Raw genomic sequence first — 17351 nt, forward strand, 5'->3', positions numbered from 1 at the left:
AAGAAGGGTCGGAAACCTGGGCGGTGTTTGCGGAGTTCTAAACGATAAAGCGGCGACACGATGAACGAAACAGACTCAGGTATTGACTATGGTCAATACAGACAGGAACCGCCGTGGTACGGAACCGTATGCCCGGTGGTGTGAGAGGACGGGAGTTGCGAAACTCCCTCCTACTCGATCGGTGCACTCAGTGAGTGTTGATGCGATGGGGTGGCGTTTCGGTTTTGACTACCGTCAGTCCATTGAGCAACAAGGTGCCCCGGTAGCAGTCATCGCCGGTGGATGAAAACTCAAATAAAAACTCGCTGCGCCAATCGAGCTTGCCCCGGAATAACATCGGTCGAGTAGTTTTTCTGGCCACACTGACTAACTGCAAACGCTGCTGTTCGCAGTAGCGGTGCAGGTATTGGTTTGCGCACTCAGAAATAGTTCGGATCCGCCAGAAAAACGCGGCGCCAGCGCACAGTAACACCAATAGCAATACATCAAATAAATTCACCGGGTCTTATCCTGCCTTGTTGAAAAGGGTATTTAGCGGCGCCTGCATCAGTGGATTATTCTGATGTGCCCGGGCCAGGGTTAGCATGGTTCTGCGCAGCGCAGGAATTTGCACCAAATCGCTGAACAGGCCAATAAACAGCTCATGTTTATAGGCACCTTCGGCATCCGCCTTTGCCGCCGCTTCCAGAAAGCGCTGCGCCGTTAAGGTATCTAACTGCGCATCATGTCGCCCGGCGATCACACTCAGTAAATGCATATCAGGCTGCGATATGTTCTCTAACAGCTCATTCACCGCCTGGTTGATTTGCGGGTGATAGTCTGGTGTGCTTAATGCTCTGAGCAGGCCTAGCATGACGTGCTTTTGCGCTTCATCTTTGGCAACCATATTAAGCTGCTCAATAAAAAAGGTTTGCAGGTTGTCAGGCAACGCAACGCTTTCGAGGCTGCTGAACAATGTTTCTAAAAACGGTTCGCTGAAGTGTCCGAAATTTTCGATAATGTGAGCAGCTTGTTTATCATCAATTGCTACCGCGAGGTCGGCAATGGCCTGAACCGGTAATTGTTGCCAGTCGATAATGGCAGGTGCCTGCAGATATTGCCGGGCTTGTTCCAGTGCCTCGCTTTTCTTGTCGTTCAGCGCCAGACGGGCAATGGCCGAAAACTGCGCCATAAGCTGCTGACTGGGCACAAAGGTATAAGGGTTATCGTGCAATTCATTACTGCTTTGTTCACCGGCAATCTGGTTGCCTAGTGCATCGACGATGATTTGTAAAAAATGGTTGCGCGCTGCCTGTATTAGTAAACCCTGTTCATCCAGCGGAAACTTAACAAACCAGATATAACGCTGGGCTTGAGGATTGGTTTGCCAGAACACTACGGCATACCAGGCGTGTTGCTGACGAGGGCGGGGAGGGCATACTTTACCGTTCTCGATATCTAAAAATGTTTGCGACGCAACAGGATAAACTCCACGACCTAAATCAAAAATGCGATAATCCGTGCCCGCATGTAATAAGAACTCGCTCAGCGAGTGAATACTTTTTGAATTCATGCTGATTTTTACTATGACAAAATTTGCCGATAGTGTAACAGGCATTGGAGTAAGCGCGTAATGATTCATGATCCCAAATCCATTGAACAGGGCTCAGATTTGTTGTTTGAGCTGGAAGAAATATTAAAAGCTGCGGGTTTGTGGTCGGCGGTCACGCCTTCACAGGAAGCGCTGGCCAGCCAGCAGCCATTCGCCTGTGACACGCTTGCTTTTGAGCAGTGGCTACAGTTTATCTTTATTCCGCGTCTACAGGCTTTGCTGAAAACTAATACCTTACCCCCACCCATGCAAATTCAGCCTATGGCTGAAGTTATCTGGCAAGGTAAACATCTTCTTGTACAACGGGTTCTGGCGCGTTTCGACAGTTGGAGTCAGTGCCAACATGGGTAACAATGAATTACATGTGGTGTATCAGGATGAGCACATTGTAGCCATTTATAAACCGGCCGGATTGCTGGTCCATCGTAGCCCGATAGATAAACATGAAACCCGCTTTGCAGTGCAGTTGCTGCGCGACCAGCTTGGGCGGCATGTGTTTCCGCTACACCGGCTGGACCGGCCAACTGCTGGTTTACTGTTATTTGCGCTGGATAGCGAAACGGCTTCGGCAATGAATGCACAAATGATGAGTAATGGCATGCAAAAGTCTTATCGGGCGCTGGTCAGGGGTTATGTTAACGCAGCCGGGATGATCGACTATGCGCTCAAATATCGCTGGGATAAGTATGCCGATGCCGACCGCACTAAACAGGTTGCACCGCAAACCGCTCATTCAGATTACTGGCCACTGGCCCATTATGAGCTGCCGTTTGCGGTCGGCCGCTATGCCACGGCACGCTATTCCTGGCTGGGCTTAACACCTCACACCGGGCGTAAGCATCAGTTAAGACGGCACATGTTGCATTTACGTCATCCTATTGTGGGCGATACCACCCATGGTGATGGCAAACACAATGGCTTTTTACGCGACCAGTTCGGTTGCCACCGGTTGATGCTGGTGTGCGTGTCGATGGGCTTTTACCACCCGATTAGCGGTGAATGGCTGACTATTCAGACGCAAGTCGATAGCGAAATAGAACAGTTATTGGTAAGCTGGCAGCCGTTTTTAACCTGGAGTCAATAAAAGTAAGGTAGGTCCATGGCAACGCTGAATATCATCGTCGGTTCGGTTTACGGTAATGCAGAAAATGTAGCAGAAGAAGTACAGTCTTATTGTGAAGATCAAGGCTTTGACGCGGAAGTCTTTAAAGATCCGGATGTCAGTGACTTCACCGATCCGCAGGCCTTGTTAGTGATCACATCCACTACCGGCGCAGGCGACTTGCCGCCTAATCTGGAGTTTCCCATCGATGAGCTACGCACTCAGTTTCCGCTGCTTGAACAGAAGCCCTTTGCGGTAGCTGCGTTAGGGGATAGCAGCTACGGTGATTCCTACTGTGGCGGTGGCAGAATTTGCCAGGAGCTGTTAACTGAATTACAGGGCTTTCCGGTAGCAGACATGCTGGAAGTCGATGCCATGGAAACACTGGAACCGGAGCAGGATGTACTTAACTGGTTCAAAGGCATTCAGGATAAACTGATCGCTTAAATTTTTCGGGGTAGGCGCTGGCCAGCGCCCTTCGTTTGCCCAGTTAGCAGCGCTTATAACAGCGCGCCTGAGGACTCGTTTTTTATGAATGATGTGATGAGCCGTTTTACCGACTGGGCAACATTTTACATGTCCAATCTGATTGTAACCGTACTGGTACTGATCCTTTTTATGGGGGTGAACCGGTTATTGTTGCCGCAAATCGAGAAGCTGGCCACCAGTAGTAAGCTGAGTGAAGAAGCTCGCAAGAAAACCTATCACACGGCCAGATTAATCACTGGCGTTATTACCATTGCAGTGTTGTTGTTGGTGTGGGGCGTAGATTTTAGCGGCCTGATTGTTCTTTCCACGTCTATCATTGCGCTCACGGGGGTTGCCTTGTTTGCCAGTTGGTCGCTGCTGAGTAATATCACTTCTTACTTTGTGCTGCTGTTTCAGAACTCTTATACTAAGGGCAACTTTATTCGCATTATCGATGGCGATAACTATATGGAAGGCTATATTGCCGACATCAATTTATTCACCACGCGTTTGATCACCAAAGATGATGAAGAGATTGCTTACCCCAATAACCTGGTGCTCACCCGGCCTGTGATTATTAACCCTAAACAACACTGGCAGGGGATTGGTAAATCAACCGACAAACAAATGCCTGTTCAACCGGAACAGCCCCGGGAAACTCAGAAAGATTAAGGTAGCAGACGAAAACGCGAAAGGCGCCAGATGGCGCCTTTTCTTTGAATGCAGCTTAAAAGTATCTCTGGCTAAGATTACTTATCCACCTGTTACCGCCAGCGTTTTCGTCCGCTAATTAATTCCCATATCGTGCTGGCTGCAGGGTCATCGCCGGGTTTTATACTGCCGCATTTGAAAGATTCATTGCAGCTTACCCCACGAATCCGGCTGCCAATTGAGTTTTGATCGTACTTTCCGCTGCTTACCAGCGTATCCACCAGGCCATCGAGTACCAGTGACACTTCAAAGGCTTCGCCAGTAACTTCGATAACTTCAATGTTTTTATCCAATTCCAGCTTAGCGAGGATGGCGGAATCCTGCTTAGCATTAGCTGAGCGTTCGGCCAGGTCTTTCAGGTATGCCATGGCTTCTGGATGCCGCGCCCTGGCTAAACGCTGAAATAAATCCACTGCGCCTTCTACATCTTTGGCAGCCCCTGTGCCGGTTTCTTTCATGCGGGCCAGCAAAAACATCGCCCGCATATTGTTTTGTTCAGCAGCGCTCTCGAGTAAAGCCACCGCTTGATCCGTTTTATCGCTGTCGCTGGATTTCAGAATCTGCAGTGCTTTTTCATACATGGCCGGCGCATAACCATATTTAATCGAGAGGTCGAGCATTTCATCGGCTTTGGCAATGTCCTGATCGAGTACAAATCCATTTCGCAACCAATCCGCCATTAGATAGGCGGCAACCGGATCGCGGGAGCGTGCGCCAAGAATTATATAGTGTTCAGCTTTTTCGAAGTTTTTCTCAAAGCCATCGCCGGAGGCATAGGCCATGGCAACAATGGCTGCTGCCCGACCACTACCATTTCTGGCCAGTTGTACCAGGTTACGCAGTTGTGCTTTGCAGTCTTCGTCAACACAGTATTTTTTGGTTTCCGTAGTACCAGAAAAGGCGCTAGCGTCCTGACTGAATGCCAGTAACAGCGCTAATGATGTGGCACTGACGATTTGTGGTAATCGCATCATATCTTCCTTAATTTTGGCTTTGGACTGATGTTACGCATTACTCCTTGTTCCGCTAAACTTCTCAAAAATGCGCTAACACCTTGTTCACGATTTTACTCTAGCAGTATCACGGAAAAATTGCTAATGCCGGCTAATTATCACCAGAGTGCGATACATGAGCAAAATGGCTCGGGGTTTATCCCAAAGTAAAAAGGCGCCATCAGGCGCCTTTTCAAAGTAACCGCTGAATGCTTATTCAGCGCCACGCAACAGGGCGTTGATCCCTACTTTAGCGCGGGTTTTTGCATCAACCTTTTTCACGATGATGGCAGCATACAGGCTGTATTTACCGTCCTTACTTGGCAGGTTACCCGGTACAACTACCGCACCAGCAGGTACGCGGCCGTAGTGTACTTCGCCGGTTTCGCGGTCATAAATACGGGTAGACTGGCCGATGTATACGCCCATCGAGATAACTGCGCCTTCCTCAACGATAACGCCCTCAACAATTTCAGAGCGCGCGCCGATAAAGCAGTTGTCTTCGATGATGGTTGGGTTAGCCTGCAATGGCTCCAAAACACCGCCAATGCCAACGCCACCCGATAAGTGAACGTTTTTACCAATTTGTGCACATGAGCCAACGGTAGCCCAGGTATCAACCATGGTGCCTTCGTCGACAAACGCGCCGATATTAACGTATGAAGGCATCACCACAACGTTTTTGCCCACGAAAGAGCCGGTGCGTACAGCCGCCGGTGGCACGATGCGAACGCCGTCAGCAGCAAACTGCTCGGCAGTGTAATCGGCATATTTCAATGGTACTTTATCGTAGAAGCGGCTCTCTGCGCCTTCCATTACGTCATTATTGTGCAGGCGGAAAAATAGCAATACTGCTTTTTTCAGCCACTGGTGAACAACCCATTCACCGGCAATTTTTTCGGCCACACGTGCTTCGCCGCTGTTGAGTAAGGCAATGGCATCGCTCACTGCTTGTTTAACTTCAGCAGGGGCAGCGGAAGGTGTAATACTTGCGCGGTCTTCAAAGGCCGCTTCAATAATGGCTTTTAATTCAGTCATGGTATGTTGATATCTTCAAGTTGATCGAGTTTAAACAATATCCGCTTTTTAAGCGTCGTCTGTTCTTCCGGCGTCAGGGCTTTGCCATGCTCATTCGATACGATAAATACGTCTTCTGCGCGTTCACCGATTGTGGCAATTTTGGCTAATTTTAATGTGAGATTGCAGTCTACGAAAGCGTGACCGACTTTAGCAAGAATTCCCGGCGCGTCCAATGCTTCCAGCTCAATTAATGTGGCATCATCCTGTGAAGAATAAAAACGCACTTTAACCGGCACATCCAATTGCTTGTGCTGGCGGGAAAGCTTGCGGGTATTGTTGTGACTGCGTCCGGGTTTAGATAATTGTTCGGCTATGGCCTGTTCAATGGAGCGCAGTCGTGATTCGCCTTCAATACGGGAACCGTCGTTTTCTAATATTAAGATGCTGTCAAACACATGGCCGTCGCGAGTAACGGCGATATGCGCATCATGAATGGAACAGTTACGACTATCGAGAACCGAGGCAATCTGGGCAAACAGGGCAGGGCGATCTTCGCCGTACAGCAGTAACTCGGTACCGCCTTTGGCCAGTTCATTGTTGGTTTTGATTAGCATTTCGCCAGCTTCATGGTCGAGCTCAAAGGCCAGGATGGCCTGGCTGTGCCAGCTGATTTGCTCTGGCTTAAACCGCGCAAAATAGTCGTCTTCGAAGCGTGACCATAAGGCGTCTAAACGACTAGCGTCTGCTTTCGCTGCGGTCAGCAGTTTGAGCGCTTTGGCTTTGTGTGAATCCACCCGTTCGCGCATGGTTACGCCGCATTGCAGGCCATTATCCAGGGCTTTTTGGGTCATACTGTAAAGCTCTCTTAAAAGCGATGCTTTCCAGTCGTTCCAAAGGTTGTCGTTGGTTGCACGAATATCCGCCAGGGTCAGCACATAAAGCAGGTTCAGATGCGTGTGACTACGTACGGCTGTAGCAAAGTCATTTACGACATCCGGATCGTAGATGTCCCGGCGCTGCGCTACTACCGACATTAGCAGGTGATTTTCTACTAACCAGGCAATCAGATCGGCGTCGGATTTTTCAATACCGTGAGCTTCGCAGAAAATCGCCACATCCTTCGCACCCAGCGTAGAATGATCACCATTGCGGCCTTTGGCAATATCATGAAAGATTGCCGCAATATAAATCAGCTCCGGCTTGTCGAAATTCCGCACTATACGGCCACAACGAGGAAACTCGCTATTGTGAGGCTGAAAGTAATGGTTAACATGTTTCACCAGGCGATGTGTATGCTCATCTACCGTGTAGGCGTGGAACAAGTCAAACTGCATCATGCCCACAATGTGATCCCACTCCGGCAGGTAAGCCTGCAGAATGCCGTACTGATGCATGATATCCCACGCGAAATCAAAAAAATGTGGGTGTTTAAACAGCTCAATAATTAACTGACGACATTCCGCTCGCTCAACATAATAGGCCGACTGAAAACGACGGCGGGCATTGCGCAACTGGCGGATACAGTTGGTATCCAGGCCCTGAATATCAGGGTTATCCGCAATGGTTTGAAGAAACTTGAGGATATCTTCAGGCGATTCAAAAACGTTGTTGTGCGTAGGAGAAATATTACCGTCAAGCAAACAAAAATCGTCGTTGATGGTTTTGCGACTCTGGATAGTCTGGTTCAGCATGTCGTAGCGGAAGCGCTGCAGCAGCATCTGGTTGAGTTCGCTGATACGGCGTACAATGCGGAAAAAAGCCCGCATCATCTTTTCAACCGCGGTTTTACTGTCATCACCATAGCCCATCATGGCGGCCACATCTGGCTGATAATCGAACAATAAGCGGTTTTCGCTGCGTCCGGCGACCAGGTGCAGAGCAAAGCGCATACGCCACAACGACATACGGCATTCGACTAACTCATCGAGTTCATCCTTGGTGAAATAGCCATGACCAACCAGCCCTTTACCATCGTATTCTTTAAAGTGTTTTTTAGCGACCCAGCCGATTGACTGAATGTCGCGTAAACAGCCCGGGTTTTCCTTGATATTCGGTTCAAGGTTGTAAGACGTGCCATTAAACTTAGCATGGCGGGCTTTTTGTTCTTCGTACTTGGCGGCGAAGAAAGCTTTGCTGGTCCAACAGGTATCTTTTTCGTTGACCGCGTGCCACATGTCCACAAAGGTTTGGTCGCAGCCACTCAGCATACGGCTTTCTACCAGATTGGTGGCAATGGAAATATCATCCTTGGCAAGTTTTACCGTTTCTTTGATGGTGCGTACCGACTGACCGACATCAAGCTTAATGTCCCACAGCATAGTAATAAACTGGCCGACTTTATCCTGCACGTCACGCTTAAGCGGTTTTTTGCTGACAATCAGCAGGTCGATGTCGGAGTAGGGTTGCAAATGGCCGCGACCGTAACCACCCACGGCACAAAGCGCCAGGCCTCTTTCATTTGCCAGACCGTAAAGGCTCCACAAGCGTTGCAACAACGTATCAATAAATATTGCGCGCCCCGTAACCAGTTCGTCGATGGGGTGCAGAGTAAAGGCTGCCTCTAACCACTCATAGCTTTGAGATACCAGTTGTTTAATTGATTTGATGTCGTCGACAGAGTCAATGCTAGCGATTTCTTCACATAACGATTTTAATTTCACAACTCACCCAATGAATACTTCAGAACACTCTCTGTGAACTAACCCGTTAGGATTAACCCGGCATTTTTCGCTGCCTAAGCAAGCGAATGCCGCCCGGAGGCGGCATTATTTATTAACTGTGGTGATAAATTCGTTCGAGATCTTCGTCATCCCGAAGCGTCAGTACTTCAACGCCATCCTCGGTCACTAACAGTGTATGTTCCCACTGTGCACTGAGGCTGCGGTCTTTGGTTACCACGGTCCACTGGTCTGGTAAGATTTTTGAATAACGTTTACCGGCATTCACCATGGGTTCAATAGTGAAGCACATGCCGGGAACCAGTTCGTCACCGGTACCGGGACGGCCGTAGTGAACGATCTGCGGTTCTTCGTGGAAGCCTGCGCCAATGCCGTGTCCGCAGTACTCGCGGACAATTGAATAATTGTGCGCTTCAGCGTGAGTCTGACAAATATGGCCGATATCGCCCAGGCGCATACCCGGTTTGACTTCCTTGATAGCCTTATAAAGGCATTCCTGAGTCACTCTCACCAAACGGTCAGCCAGAATGCTGGGCTTGCCCACCATAAACATTTTTGAGGTATCGCCATGGTAGCCGTCTTTTATTACGGTCACGTCAACATTAACAATGTCGCCATCCTTGAGCTTCTTATCAGCCGGTATGCCGTGGCAGATCACATGGTTTACCGACGTACAAATGGATTTGGGGAAGGGCGGGTGACCGTAATTAAGAGGTGCTGGAATCGCTTGTTGCTCATTAACAATATAGTCATGGCAAATAGTGTTAAGCTCATCGGTGGTCACGCCTTTTTTAACGTGTTCACCTAACATCATTAATACGTCTGCAGCCAGTTTACCGGCAACGCGCATTTTTTCGATTTCTTCAGCGGTTTTAATTATTGCAGCCACCTGAGTCCTCTTTAAATTAGACAGTAGAATAAATAACAGCAACGGGCCGTGCCGTAGTTCTATTATTTTCAAAAGGCTGTATGTTAGCGAATACCACTGCGCGTGTATAGCGCCTGTGGGTTTTGTACTGGCAAAAAGCGTCAGTTTACCGGCCTGAAACCTAACTTTAACTTGAGATGGCGGGCGCTACATGGTATAAAGCGCGCGCTTTTTGAATTAACCCGAATATTGCTGTGGATTTTAATTCACCGCAAGTTACTTTGGCTACTTCAAAGAAGTACATTACTTAAATTAAAACACACATACACTGTGACTGCGTATCGGGGTGTCTGCGATGGTAACGTCAGCGGATCGATACAAAGGGTGTATGGAGGCCTAACCCCAATTGAGGAATTAAACATGGCAAACGTTTCTATGCGTGACATGCTGAAAGCCGGCGTGCATTTCGGTCACCAAACCCGTTACTGGAACCCTAAGATGAAACCTTACATCTTTGGCGCTCGTAACAAAGTTCATATCATCAACCTGGAAAAAACTGTTCCTTTATTCAACGAAGCTCTTAACTTCCTGTCTGGCGTTTCTGCCAAGAAAGGTAAAGTTCTGTTCGTTGGTACTAAGCGCGCAGCCGGTGATGCAGTTAAAGAAGCAGCACAGAAATGTGACCAATTCTATGTGAACAAGCGTTGGTTGGGCGGTATGCTGACTAACTGGAAAACGGTTCGTCAGTCAATCAAGCGTCTTAAAGACCTTGAGCAACAAAGCCAGGACGGTACTTTCGAAAAGCTGACCAAAAAAGAAGCGCTGATGCTTCAGCGTGAAATGGACAAGCTGGAAAGCAGCCTGGGTGGTATCAAAGACATGGGCGGTCTGCCTGACGTACTGTTCGTCATCGACGCCGATCACGAGCACATCGCGGTAACTGAAGCCCGCAACCTGGGTATCCCGGTTGTATCAGTTGTTGATACTAACTCAAACCCAGATGGTGTTGATTACATCATCCCTGGTAACGACGATGCAATTCGTGCCGTTCAACTGTACTTAAACGCTGCTGCTGACGCAGTAAGCGCAGGTCGCAACAGCAACCTGGAAGTACAAGCTGAAGACGAGTTTGTTGAAGCAGCTGAGTAATCCGCTTGCTTAATCTGAGGCTCAACTGAGCCTCAGATTAGTTGTACCGATCAACTCTGATCGAAGATTAAGAATTAATTAAGAGGGGCGTTCGCCCCTTTTACACTGAATTTAAATATTGCTGAGGAATTGAAAATGGCAGTGACTGCAGCACTCGTAAAAGAATTGCGTGAGCGTACTGGCGCCGGCATGCTGGATTGCAAAAAAGCGTTAGTTGAAACTGATGGTGACATCGAACTGGCCATCGAAAACATGCGTAAGTCTGGTCAGGCTAAAGCCGCTAAAAAAGCCGGCCGTATCGCCGCTGAAGGTGTTATCCTGACTAAAGTTGAAGCAGGCAAAGCGACCATGCTTGAAGTTAACTGTGAAACTGACTTCGTAGCACGTGATGAAGGTTTCCTGGCGTTTGGTAACAAACTGCTGGACGTTGCTTTTGAAAAAGGTCTGAACGACATCGAAGCACTGAATGCGTCTGAAATCGAAGGTGGTGTAGCCAGCGACGTACGTGACGCACTGGTTGCTAAAATCGGTGAAAACATTTCTCCACGTCGTGTACTGACTGTTGAAGGTGACAACTTAGGTGCCTACGTGCACGGTGGCCGTATCGGTGTAGTTGCTATCTTAACTGGTGGTGAAGAAGAGCTGGCAAAAGACGTTGCTATGCACGTTGCCGCTTCAAGCCCGCAGTTTGTTAAGCCAGAGCAAGTACCAGCTGAAGTTGTAGAGAAAGAAAAAGCTATCCAAATCGAAATCGCGATGCAGTCTGGCAAGCCTGCCGAAATCGCTGAGAAAATGGTTGTTGGCCGCATGAAGAAATTCACCGGCGAAATCAGCCTGACTGGTCAGCCTTTCGTTAAAGATCCTTCTGTATCAGTAGGCGAATTACTGAAGTCTAACGGCGCAGACGTTGTTAACTTTGTTCGCTTTGAAGTAGGTGAAGGTATCGAGAAGAAGTCTGAAGACTTCGCTGCCGAAGTTGCCGCGCAAATGGCAGCTGCTAAGAAATAATTAGCGGTTTGACTTTTGCATCCGGCCAATGTCGGATACACTACGAGCACCTCTTCGGAGGTGCTTTTTTATAGCTGTAAGTTAAGCGCCGGCTATACCGGAAGATGACGACCGATTAAGTCGGTTTGGCTCATAGTTTGTGTACAAAATATGACCCAAGCCGAATCAAGAGGAAAAAACAACAATGAGCATCGCACCAAAATCCGCCTACCGACGCATCCTGCTTAAACTCAGCGGCGAAGCGCTAATGGGGAATGAAGGCTTTGGTATTGATCCCAAAGTGCTGGACCGCATGGCCCAGGAAATCAAAGAACTGGTAGAATTGGGTGTTCAGGTTGGACTGGTTATCGGCGGTGGTAACTTGTTTCGTGGTGAAGGACTCGCCAAAGCGGGTATGAATCGGGTGGTAGGCGACCACATGGGCATGCTGGCCACGGTAATGAATGGCCTGGCAATGCGTGACGCACTGCACCGTGCCTTTGTAAATGCCCGCTTGATGTCAGCTATTCCCCTTAATGGCGTCTGTGATGCCTACAACTGGGCTGAAGCCATTAGCCTGCTGAAATCAGGTCGTGTGGTTATTTTTTCTGCCGGCACCGGCAATCCATTTTTTACCACCGATTCTGCTGCGTGTTTACGCGGTATCGAAATTGAAGCCGACGCTGTTCTGAAAGGGACCAAGGTTGATGGTGTGTTTAGCGATGATCCGGTGAAAAACCCTGAAGCGAAACTGTATTCGCAGCTGTCATACCAGGACGTACTGGAAAAAGAATTAAAAGTAATGGACCTGTCGGCCTTTACGCTGGCACGTGATCATAGCTTACCTATCCGAGTATACAATATGAACAAGCCCGGTTGTCTCAAGCGGGTCGTGATGGGCGAACCTGAAGGCACGTTAATCGACCATGTCGAGAGTGTTACTGAATAATAATACAGGAATGAAATCGTGATTGATGAAATAGAATTAGATGCGCAAGAGCGTATGGAAAAGAGTATTACGGCGTTAAAAGGCCAGCTAAGTAAAATTCGCACTGGTCGCGCGCACCCAAGCTTACTTGACGGGATTCAAGTGTCGTATTACGGCGCCGACACACCTCTGCGTCAACTCGCCAATGTTATCACCGAAGATAGCCGCACGCTGGCGTTAACGGTATTTGATAAGAGCTCAATTCAGGCAGTAGAAAAGGCCATCATGCAGGCCGATCTGGGTTTAAACCCCATGAGCGCCGGTACGACCATTCGTATACCATTACCACCGCTGACCGAAGAGCGTCGGAAAGACCTGATCCGGGTGGTACGTAACGAAGCCGAACAAGGCCGGGTGGCGATTCGTAATATTCGTCGCGATGCCAACAGCGATATCAAAGAATTACTCAAAGAAAAAGAAATCAGCGAAGACGAATGTCGCGCGGGTGAAGAAAATATCCAGACACTAACCAATGAATTTATCAAAAAAGTTGATAACATGCTGTCTGATAAAGAAACTGAGTTAATGGAAGTATAAATAAGAGCATGTCGCGATCGCAGACTGACGAAGCAACGCTGGACGAGAGACTGACGTTGCTGAATATGCCTAAGCACGTGGCCATTATTATGGATGGCAACGGACGCTGGGCCAAAAAGAAAGGGAAGATTCGTACTTTCGGGCATCGCGCTGGTGTTGAGTCAGTGCGCGCTGCAGTGCGTTTTGCACGCAAAAATGCCATCCAGTCACTCACCTTGTTTGCGTTTAGCAGTGAGAACTGGAAGCGGCCGGAAGAAGAAGTCAGTGTTTTAATGGACTTGTTTAATCTGGTATTGAACAGCGAAGCTAAGCGTTTAAATAAAAACGGTGTGCGATTAAAGGTGTTGGGTGATACCTCGCGTTTTGACCGCAAACTGGTTGATAAAATCAATAAAGCTGAAGCGATGACCGCGGACAATAAGGAGTTGGTGCTTAACATTGCAGCCAACTATGGCGGCCGTTGGGATATCGTTAATGCCGCCAGACAGCTCGCTGATAAAGTAAGCGATGGCAGCCTCAATGCTAAGCAGATTGATGAAGCCGTTTTTGATCAGCATATGTCCACCCAGGGCCTGCCTGAACTCGACTTACTGATCCGAACCGGTGGCGAACATCGCATCAGTAACTTCCTGCTTTGGCAGTGCGCCTATACTGAATTGTATTTCACCGATGTGTTGTGGCCTGATTTTGACGAAGAAGCCTTCTATCTGGCTGTGAAAGATTACAGTGAGCGTCAGCGCCGCTTTGGCCTTATTGGCGAGCAGGTGGAGACCACAGAGGTTGCAAACTCCTAATGACTGCCTGTTGCCGGCAACTAGCCTATAAAAGACCCATCGCATGTTAAAGCAACGCATTATTACGGCGCTTATCCTGGCGCCACTGGCTATTATGGCCATCTTGTTTTTACCCATTCACATATTTCAGTATGTAATAGCTGGTGTGGTCGCCCTGGGCGGTTACGAATGGGCAAATATGTCAGGGATTACTGGTCGCCCCTATAAGATAGCTTTCGGGCTTATTTTGCTGGCGGGCTGCCTTAGCCTGATTGGCATTGTGGATGTGGATTTGATTTGGTCTCAGGGAGCACTCAATGAGTTCTACCATTGGATCCTGTCAGTGGCCGCCGTGTGGTGGCTGGCTTCATTCTTTATGATCCTCGCGTATCCGCGCTATTCGGCGTTCTGGCGTCAAAGCTGGATAATTCGCTGTTTATTTGGCGTGTTAACCCTTATTCCAACCTGGGTTGCTGTTGTGGCCCTGCGCTCCAGTCTTTACGAAGTAGACACTTTTTATGGTGCGTCGTTGATTTTTTATGTGCTCGGGATTGTCTGGGCTGCCGATATTGGTGCTTTCTTTGTAGGCGTGAAATTCGGCCGTCATAAGCTACGTCCTAATGTGTCGCCGGGTAAAACCTTTGAAGGGCTCTTCGGAGGCATCATGGCGTCTTTTGCGATCATTGCCTTTGCAGCGCTGCATTATCAGGTGGAGACGTCACGAATCTGGTTGCATTTGCTTATTGGCGGTTTAACCGTGGCTGTTTCTGCACTGGGCGACCTCAATGAAAGTATGTTCAAACGTTGCGCCGGTATTAAAGACAGTGGCCGGATTTTACCTGGTCATGGTGGTCTGATGGACCGTATCGATAGCCTGACCGCAGCTTTCCCTGTATTTGCCTACTGCTACGTCACCTGGATGGCCTGATGCAAACGGTTACGATTCTTGGTGCGACCGGCTCCATCGGTCAAAGTACGCTTGATGTTATTGCCCGCCACCCGGACTTATACCGGGTTTTTGCGATCACCGGCCACCGTCAGGTGGAAAGACTGGTACAGCAGGCGAAAGCCTGTCACGCGCGGTATCTGGTCGTGGCCAGTGATGCGGATTACGAACAGGCAATCAGCCTGGCTAGAGACTATGAACTGTCCTCGGAAGTGCTAAGTGGCAAAAGGGCACTGGAAGAAGTCTCGTCAGCGCCGGAAGTCGATTCGGTTATGGCGGCTATTGTTGGTGCCGCGGGTCTTGAGCCTACGCTGGCAGCGGTGAAAGCAGGCAAGCGGGTCCTGTTGGCGAATAAAGAATCGCTGGTGATGTCCGGTGCGTTGTTTTTAGAGGCCGCCAGACAGTCCCATGCCGAGATATTGCCCATCGACAGCGAGCACAACGCCATTTTTCAGTGCTTACCGGCAGATTTCAACTACGGCGAATTAAGCGCCTCCGGTATCAGTAAAATATTGCTTACAGGCTCTGGTGGTCCGTTCCGGGAGCGGGCGCTGTCGACTTTTGCTGAAATTACACCCGAACAGGCCTGTGCCCACCCCAACTGGGATATGGGGCGCAAAATCTCGGTAGACTCAGCCACCATGATGAACAAAGGATTGGAGTTTATTGAAGCCTGTTGGTTGTTTGGTTTGCAGCCAGACGATATTCAGGTGGTGCTGCATCCACAAAGCACCATTCATTCCATGGTTCAGTATGTTGATGGGTCTGTGATTGCACAAATGGGCAATCCTGATATGCGAACACCTATTGCCTATGGGTTAGGGTATCCCAACCGAATTGATGCCGGTGTGGCACCACTCGATTTTGCTACGCTCAGTGAATTGAGCTTTTCGACCCCGGATACTCATCGCTTTCCTAATTTATATCTTGCTATTGAAGCCTGCCGCAGTGGCCAGGCCGCTACTACGCGACTGAACGCAGCCAATGAAATTGCAGTGCAGGCATTTTTGGACAATCGCATAAGCTTTAACCAAATAGCACAAATAAACGAGGAAATTCTGAATCGTTTTGAACCAACCGCCGTTTCGTCCATCCAACAGGTGCTTGAGTTAGACAAACAGGCAAGACTGGCTGCAATAGCAATGGTAGAGGAAAGTTAAAGCGTGTTTGAATTTTTGCGTAATGCCGGTGCATTTATTATTGCCCTGGGTATTTTAGTTGCTGTTCACGAATGGGGGCACTACTACATTGCGCGCCTGTGTGGCGTGTACGTAAAACGGTTTTCCATTGGCTTTGGTAAGCCTATCTGGAGCAAAGTAGATAAGCACGGTACCGAGTTTGCCCTGGCAGCTATTCCGTTAGGTGGTTACGTGCGTATGCTCGATGAACGGGTGGATGAAGTGCCACCTGAAATGGCTTCTCAGGCGTTTAACAACAAGTCTGTAGGCAAGCGAATGGCCATTATTGCTGCTGGCCCGGGCGTTAACTTTATCTTTGCTGCTATTGCCTTGTACGTGATGTTTTTAATTGGTATCAGCACCATTAAGCCGGTGATTGGCGAGGTGAGTCCTGATAGCATCGCTGCGCAAGCGGGCCTGACCGGCAATATGGAAATTATCGCCGTCGGCTCAAGGGAAACGCCTGACTGGGAAGCCGTGAATCTGGAACTGATGTCATACATTGGCCAGGAAAGCATGCCGGTAACGGTGGTATCAGAGAGCGATAGCGCCCGCCAACGCGTTTTAGATATTGCCGGATGGAACTTTGATCCGGATTCGGAGTCTCCTTTACGCAGTCTGGGAATTTCGCCATACAGGCCCGGGGCAACATTAACCGTTGCATACGTGGCTGAACAGACAGCGGCAAGTGAAGCCGGCCTTCAGCAAAACGACGAGATTGTGGCGCTGGATGGACAATCGGTGACTGCCTGGGAAGATTTGGTTGCCCAAATTAAGAACCGCCCGGGTGAACAGGTAGAGATTCAGGTAAACAGGGCTGGTCAAACCTATGACCTTTCTGCCACAATTGGGCGCCGTGATACGCCAGAGGGGCAGGACGGTTACCTTGGAGTCAGTCCTTTTGCTGAGCCATGGCCTGAAGGTTATGTGTTTACCCACCAGTACGGACTACTGGAAGCAGTGGGCAAAGCGGTCGATAAGACCTGGCGCTTAATGACCTTAAGCGTCGAAATGATAGGGAAACTGATTACTGGCGATGTATCAGTGAAAAACCTGAGCGGCCCGATTGCTATCGCGCAGGGCGCAGGTAACAGTGCAGGATATGGCCTTGTTTACTTTTTAAGTTTTCTGGCCCTGATCAGTGTGAACCTGGGGATAGTGAATTTACTGCCCCTGCCAATGCTAGACGGCGGTCACCTGATGTACTTTACCATCGAGTGGATTACCGGCCGCCCGGTACCCGAGGAAGTTCAGGAATGGGGATTTAGAATTGGTGCCATGCTGTTATTTACTATAATGAGCATTGCCATATTTAATGATATTACACGTTTGTCGTAAGAATGCAGACGTCAGCAAGAATAAG

General features: G+C 49.0%; 18 protein-coding genes. 12 read left to right on the forward strand and 6 right to left on the reverse strand.

Going from position 1 to position 17351, the window contains the following annotated elements:
* Nucleotides 1–187 precede the first annotated feature (187 nt).
* Nucleotides 188–499, reverse strand: a complete 312-nt coding sequence (locus C6Y40_RS13475) for a DUF3301 domain-containing protein (protein WP_105935036.1) — start codon at nucleotides 497–499, stop codon at nucleotides 188–190.
* A gap of 6 nt (nucleotides 500–505) precedes the next feature.
* Entirely contained in the window at nucleotides 506–1552 is a 1047-nt protein-coding gene (locus tag C6Y40_RS13480) for a DUF3549 family protein (RefSeq protein ID WP_170308490.1), read from the reverse strand.
* Between the two features lie 60 nt (nucleotides 1553–1612).
* On the opposite strand from C6Y40_RS13480, the gene C6Y40_RS13485 reads away from it, so the two are divergent.
* From C6Y40_RS13485 to C6Y40_RS13500, 4 genes are all read left to right on the forward strand, one after another.
* Nucleotides 1613–1942, forward strand: a complete 330-nt coding sequence (locus tag C6Y40_RS13485) for a YqcC family protein (RefSeq protein WP_105935038.1) — start codon at nucleotides 1613–1615, stop codon at nucleotides 1940–1942.
* Nucleotides 1935–2675 (forward strand): pseudouridine synthase, encoded by a 741-nt coding sequence (locus tag C6Y40_RS13490; RefSeq protein WP_105935039.1) that lies wholly within the window; start codon nucleotides 1935–1937, stop codon nucleotides 2673–2675. Before C6Y40_RS13485 ends, C6Y40_RS13490 begins: the two co-directional genes overlap by 8 nt.
* Before the next feature lie 15 nt (nucleotides 2676–2690).
* On the forward strand, nucleotides 2691–3140 hold the full coding sequence (locus C6Y40_RS13495; RefSeq protein WP_105935040.1) for a flavodoxin domain-containing protein: 450 nt from the start codon (nucleotides 2691–2693) through the stop codon (nucleotides 3138–3140).
* A gap of 84 nt (nucleotides 3141–3224) precedes the next feature.
* On the forward strand, nucleotides 3225–3833 hold the full coding sequence (locus C6Y40_RS13500; protein WP_105935041.1) for a mechanosensitive ion channel domain-containing protein: 609 nt from the start codon (nucleotides 3225–3227) through the stop codon (nucleotides 3831–3833).
* 92 nt (nucleotides 3834–3925) lie between these two features.
* On the opposite strand, the gene C6Y40_RS13505 is transcribed toward C6Y40_RS13500, so the two are convergent.
* The 4 genes from C6Y40_RS13505 to map all read right to left on the reverse strand — a co-directional run bounded on the left by C6Y40_RS13505 (nucleotide 3926) and on the right by map (nucleotide 9451).
* The gene (locus C6Y40_RS13505) at nucleotides 3926–4846 is read right to left on the reverse strand and encodes a tetratricopeptide repeat protein (protein WP_205664772.1); all 921 of its coding nucleotides are present in this window, start codon (nucleotides 4844–4846) and stop codon (nucleotides 3926–3928) included.
* Nucleotides 4847–5077: 231 nt separating this feature from the next.
* The gene (gene dapD / locus C6Y40_RS13510) at nucleotides 5078–5902 is read right to left on the reverse strand and encodes a 2,3,4,5-tetrahydropyridine-2,6-dicarboxylate N-succinyltransferase (RefSeq protein ID WP_105935042.1); all 825 of its coding nucleotides are present in this window, start codon (nucleotides 5900–5902) and stop codon (nucleotides 5078–5080) included.
* Nucleotides 5899–8544, reverse strand: a complete 2646-nt coding sequence (glnD, locus tag C6Y40_RS13515; protein ID WP_105935043.1) for a [protein-PII] uridylyltransferase — start codon at nucleotides 8542–8544, stop codon at nucleotides 5899–5901. The genes dapD and glnD overlap by 4 nt, the downstream gene beginning before the upstream one ends.
* Before the next feature lie 112 nt (nucleotides 8545–8656).
* Nucleotides 8657–9451: a type I methionyl aminopeptidase gene (gene map, locus C6Y40_RS13520; RefSeq protein WP_105935079.1), complete on the reverse strand. Its 795-nt coding sequence runs from the start codon at nucleotides 9449–9451 to the stop codon at nucleotides 8657–8659.
* Between the two features lie 399 nt (nucleotides 9452–9850).
* Here map and rpsB point away from each other — a divergent pair, with 399 nt between their 5' ends.
* From rpsB to rseP, 8 genes are all read left to right on the forward strand, one after another.
* Entirely contained in the window at nucleotides 9851–10579 is a 729-nt protein-coding gene (gene rpsB / locus C6Y40_RS13525) for a 30S ribosomal protein S2 (RefSeq protein WP_105935044.1), read from the forward strand.
* A 135-nt stretch (nucleotides 10580–10714) separates the two neighbouring features.
* Nucleotides 10715–11587, forward strand: coding sequence for a translation elongation factor Ts (gene tsf, locus C6Y40_RS13530; RefSeq protein ID WP_105935045.1), 873 nt, complete (start codon nucleotides 10715–10717; stop codon nucleotides 11585–11587).
* 184 nt (nucleotides 11588–11771) lie between these two features.
* Nucleotides 11772–12515, forward strand: a complete 744-nt coding sequence (pyrH, locus tag C6Y40_RS13535) for a UMP kinase (RefSeq protein WP_105935046.1) — start codon at nucleotides 11772–11774, stop codon at nucleotides 12513–12515.
* Nucleotides 12516–12533: 18 nt separating this feature from the next.
* The gene (gene frr, locus C6Y40_RS13540) at nucleotides 12534–13091 is read left to right on the forward strand and encodes a ribosome recycling factor (protein WP_105935047.1); all 558 of its coding nucleotides are present in this window, start codon (nucleotides 12534–12536) and stop codon (nucleotides 13089–13091) included.
* A gap of 8 nt (nucleotides 13092–13099) precedes the next feature.
* Nucleotides 13100–13885 (forward strand): polyprenyl diphosphate synthase, encoded by a 786-nt coding sequence (uppS, locus tag C6Y40_RS13545; protein WP_105935048.1) that lies wholly within the window; start codon nucleotides 13100–13102, stop codon nucleotides 13883–13885.
* A gap of 43 nt (nucleotides 13886–13928) precedes the next feature.
* On the forward strand, nucleotides 13929–14792 hold the full coding sequence (locus C6Y40_RS13550; protein WP_105935049.1) for a phosphatidate cytidylyltransferase: 864 nt from the start codon (nucleotides 13929–13931) through the stop codon (nucleotides 14790–14792).
* A complete protein-coding gene (gene ispC / locus C6Y40_RS13555; RefSeq protein WP_105935050.1) occupies nucleotides 14792–15970 on the forward strand; it encodes a 1-deoxy-D-xylulose-5-phosphate reductoisomerase in 1179 nt (392 codons plus the stop codon). Before C6Y40_RS13550 ends, ispC begins: the two co-directional genes overlap by 1 nt.
* 3 nt (nucleotides 15971–15973) lie before the next feature.
* The gene (rseP, locus tag C6Y40_RS13560) at nucleotides 15974–17326 is read left to right on the forward strand and encodes a sigma E protease regulator RseP (RefSeq protein ID WP_105935051.1); all 1353 of its coding nucleotides are present in this window, start codon (nucleotides 15974–15976) and stop codon (nucleotides 17324–17326) included.
* Nucleotides 17327–17351 lie beyond the last annotated feature (25 nt).

This window comes from Marisediminitalea alba, assembly GCF_002993365.1.
GTDB lineage: Bacteria > Pseudomonadota > Gammaproteobacteria > Enterobacterales > Alteromonadaceae > Alteromonas > Alteromonas alba.

Excerpts from the sequence above, each read along its gene's own strand:
- C6Y40_RS13480 (WP_170308490.1), bottom strand. The coding sequence starts at position 1,552 with ATGAATTCAAAAAGTATTCACTCGCTGAGCGAGTTCTTATTACATGCG.
- C6Y40_RS13485 (WP_105935038.1), top strand. The coding sequence starts at position 1,613 with ATGATTCATGATCCCAAATCCATTGAACAGGGCTCAGATTTGTTGTTT.
- C6Y40_RS13490 (WP_105935039.1), top strand. The coding sequence starts at position 1,935 with ATGGGTAACAATGAATTACATGTGGTGTATCAGGATGAGCACATTGTA.
- C6Y40_RS13495 (WP_105935040.1), top strand. The coding sequence starts at position 2,691 with ATGGCAACGCTGAATATCATCGTCGGTTCGGTTTACGGTAATGCAGAA.
- C6Y40_RS13500 (WP_105935041.1), top strand. The coding sequence starts at position 3,225 with ATGAATGATGTGATGAGCCGTTTTACCGACTGGGCAACATTTTACATG.
- C6Y40_RS13505 (WP_205664772.1), bottom strand. The coding sequence starts at position 4,846 with ATGATGCGATTACCACAAATCGTCAGTGCCACATCATTAGCGCTGTTA.
- dapD (WP_105935042.1), bottom strand. The coding sequence starts at position 5,902 with ATGACTGAATTAAAAGCCATTATTGAAGCGGCCTTTGAAGACCGCGCA.
- rpsB (WP_105935044.1), top strand. The coding sequence starts at position 9,851 with ATGGCAAACGTTTCTATGCGTGACATGCTGAAAGCCGGCGTGCATTTC.
- tsf (WP_105935045.1), top strand. The coding sequence starts at position 10,715 with ATGGCAGTGACTGCAGCACTCGTAAAAGAATTGCGTGAGCGTACTGGC.
- pyrH (WP_105935046.1), top strand. The coding sequence starts at position 11,772 with ATGAGCATCGCACCAAAATCCGCCTACCGACGCATCCTGCTTAAACTC.
- uppS (WP_105935048.1), top strand. The coding sequence starts at position 13,100 with ATGTCGCGATCGCAGACTGACGAAGCAACGCTGGACGAGAGACTGACG.
- C6Y40_RS13550 (WP_105935049.1), top strand. The coding sequence starts at position 13,929 with ATGTTAAAGCAACGCATTATTACGGCGCTTATCCTGGCGCCACTGGCT.
- ispC (WP_105935050.1), top strand. The coding sequence starts at position 14,792 with ATGCAAACGGTTACGATTCTTGGTGCGACCGGCTCCATCGGTCAAAGT.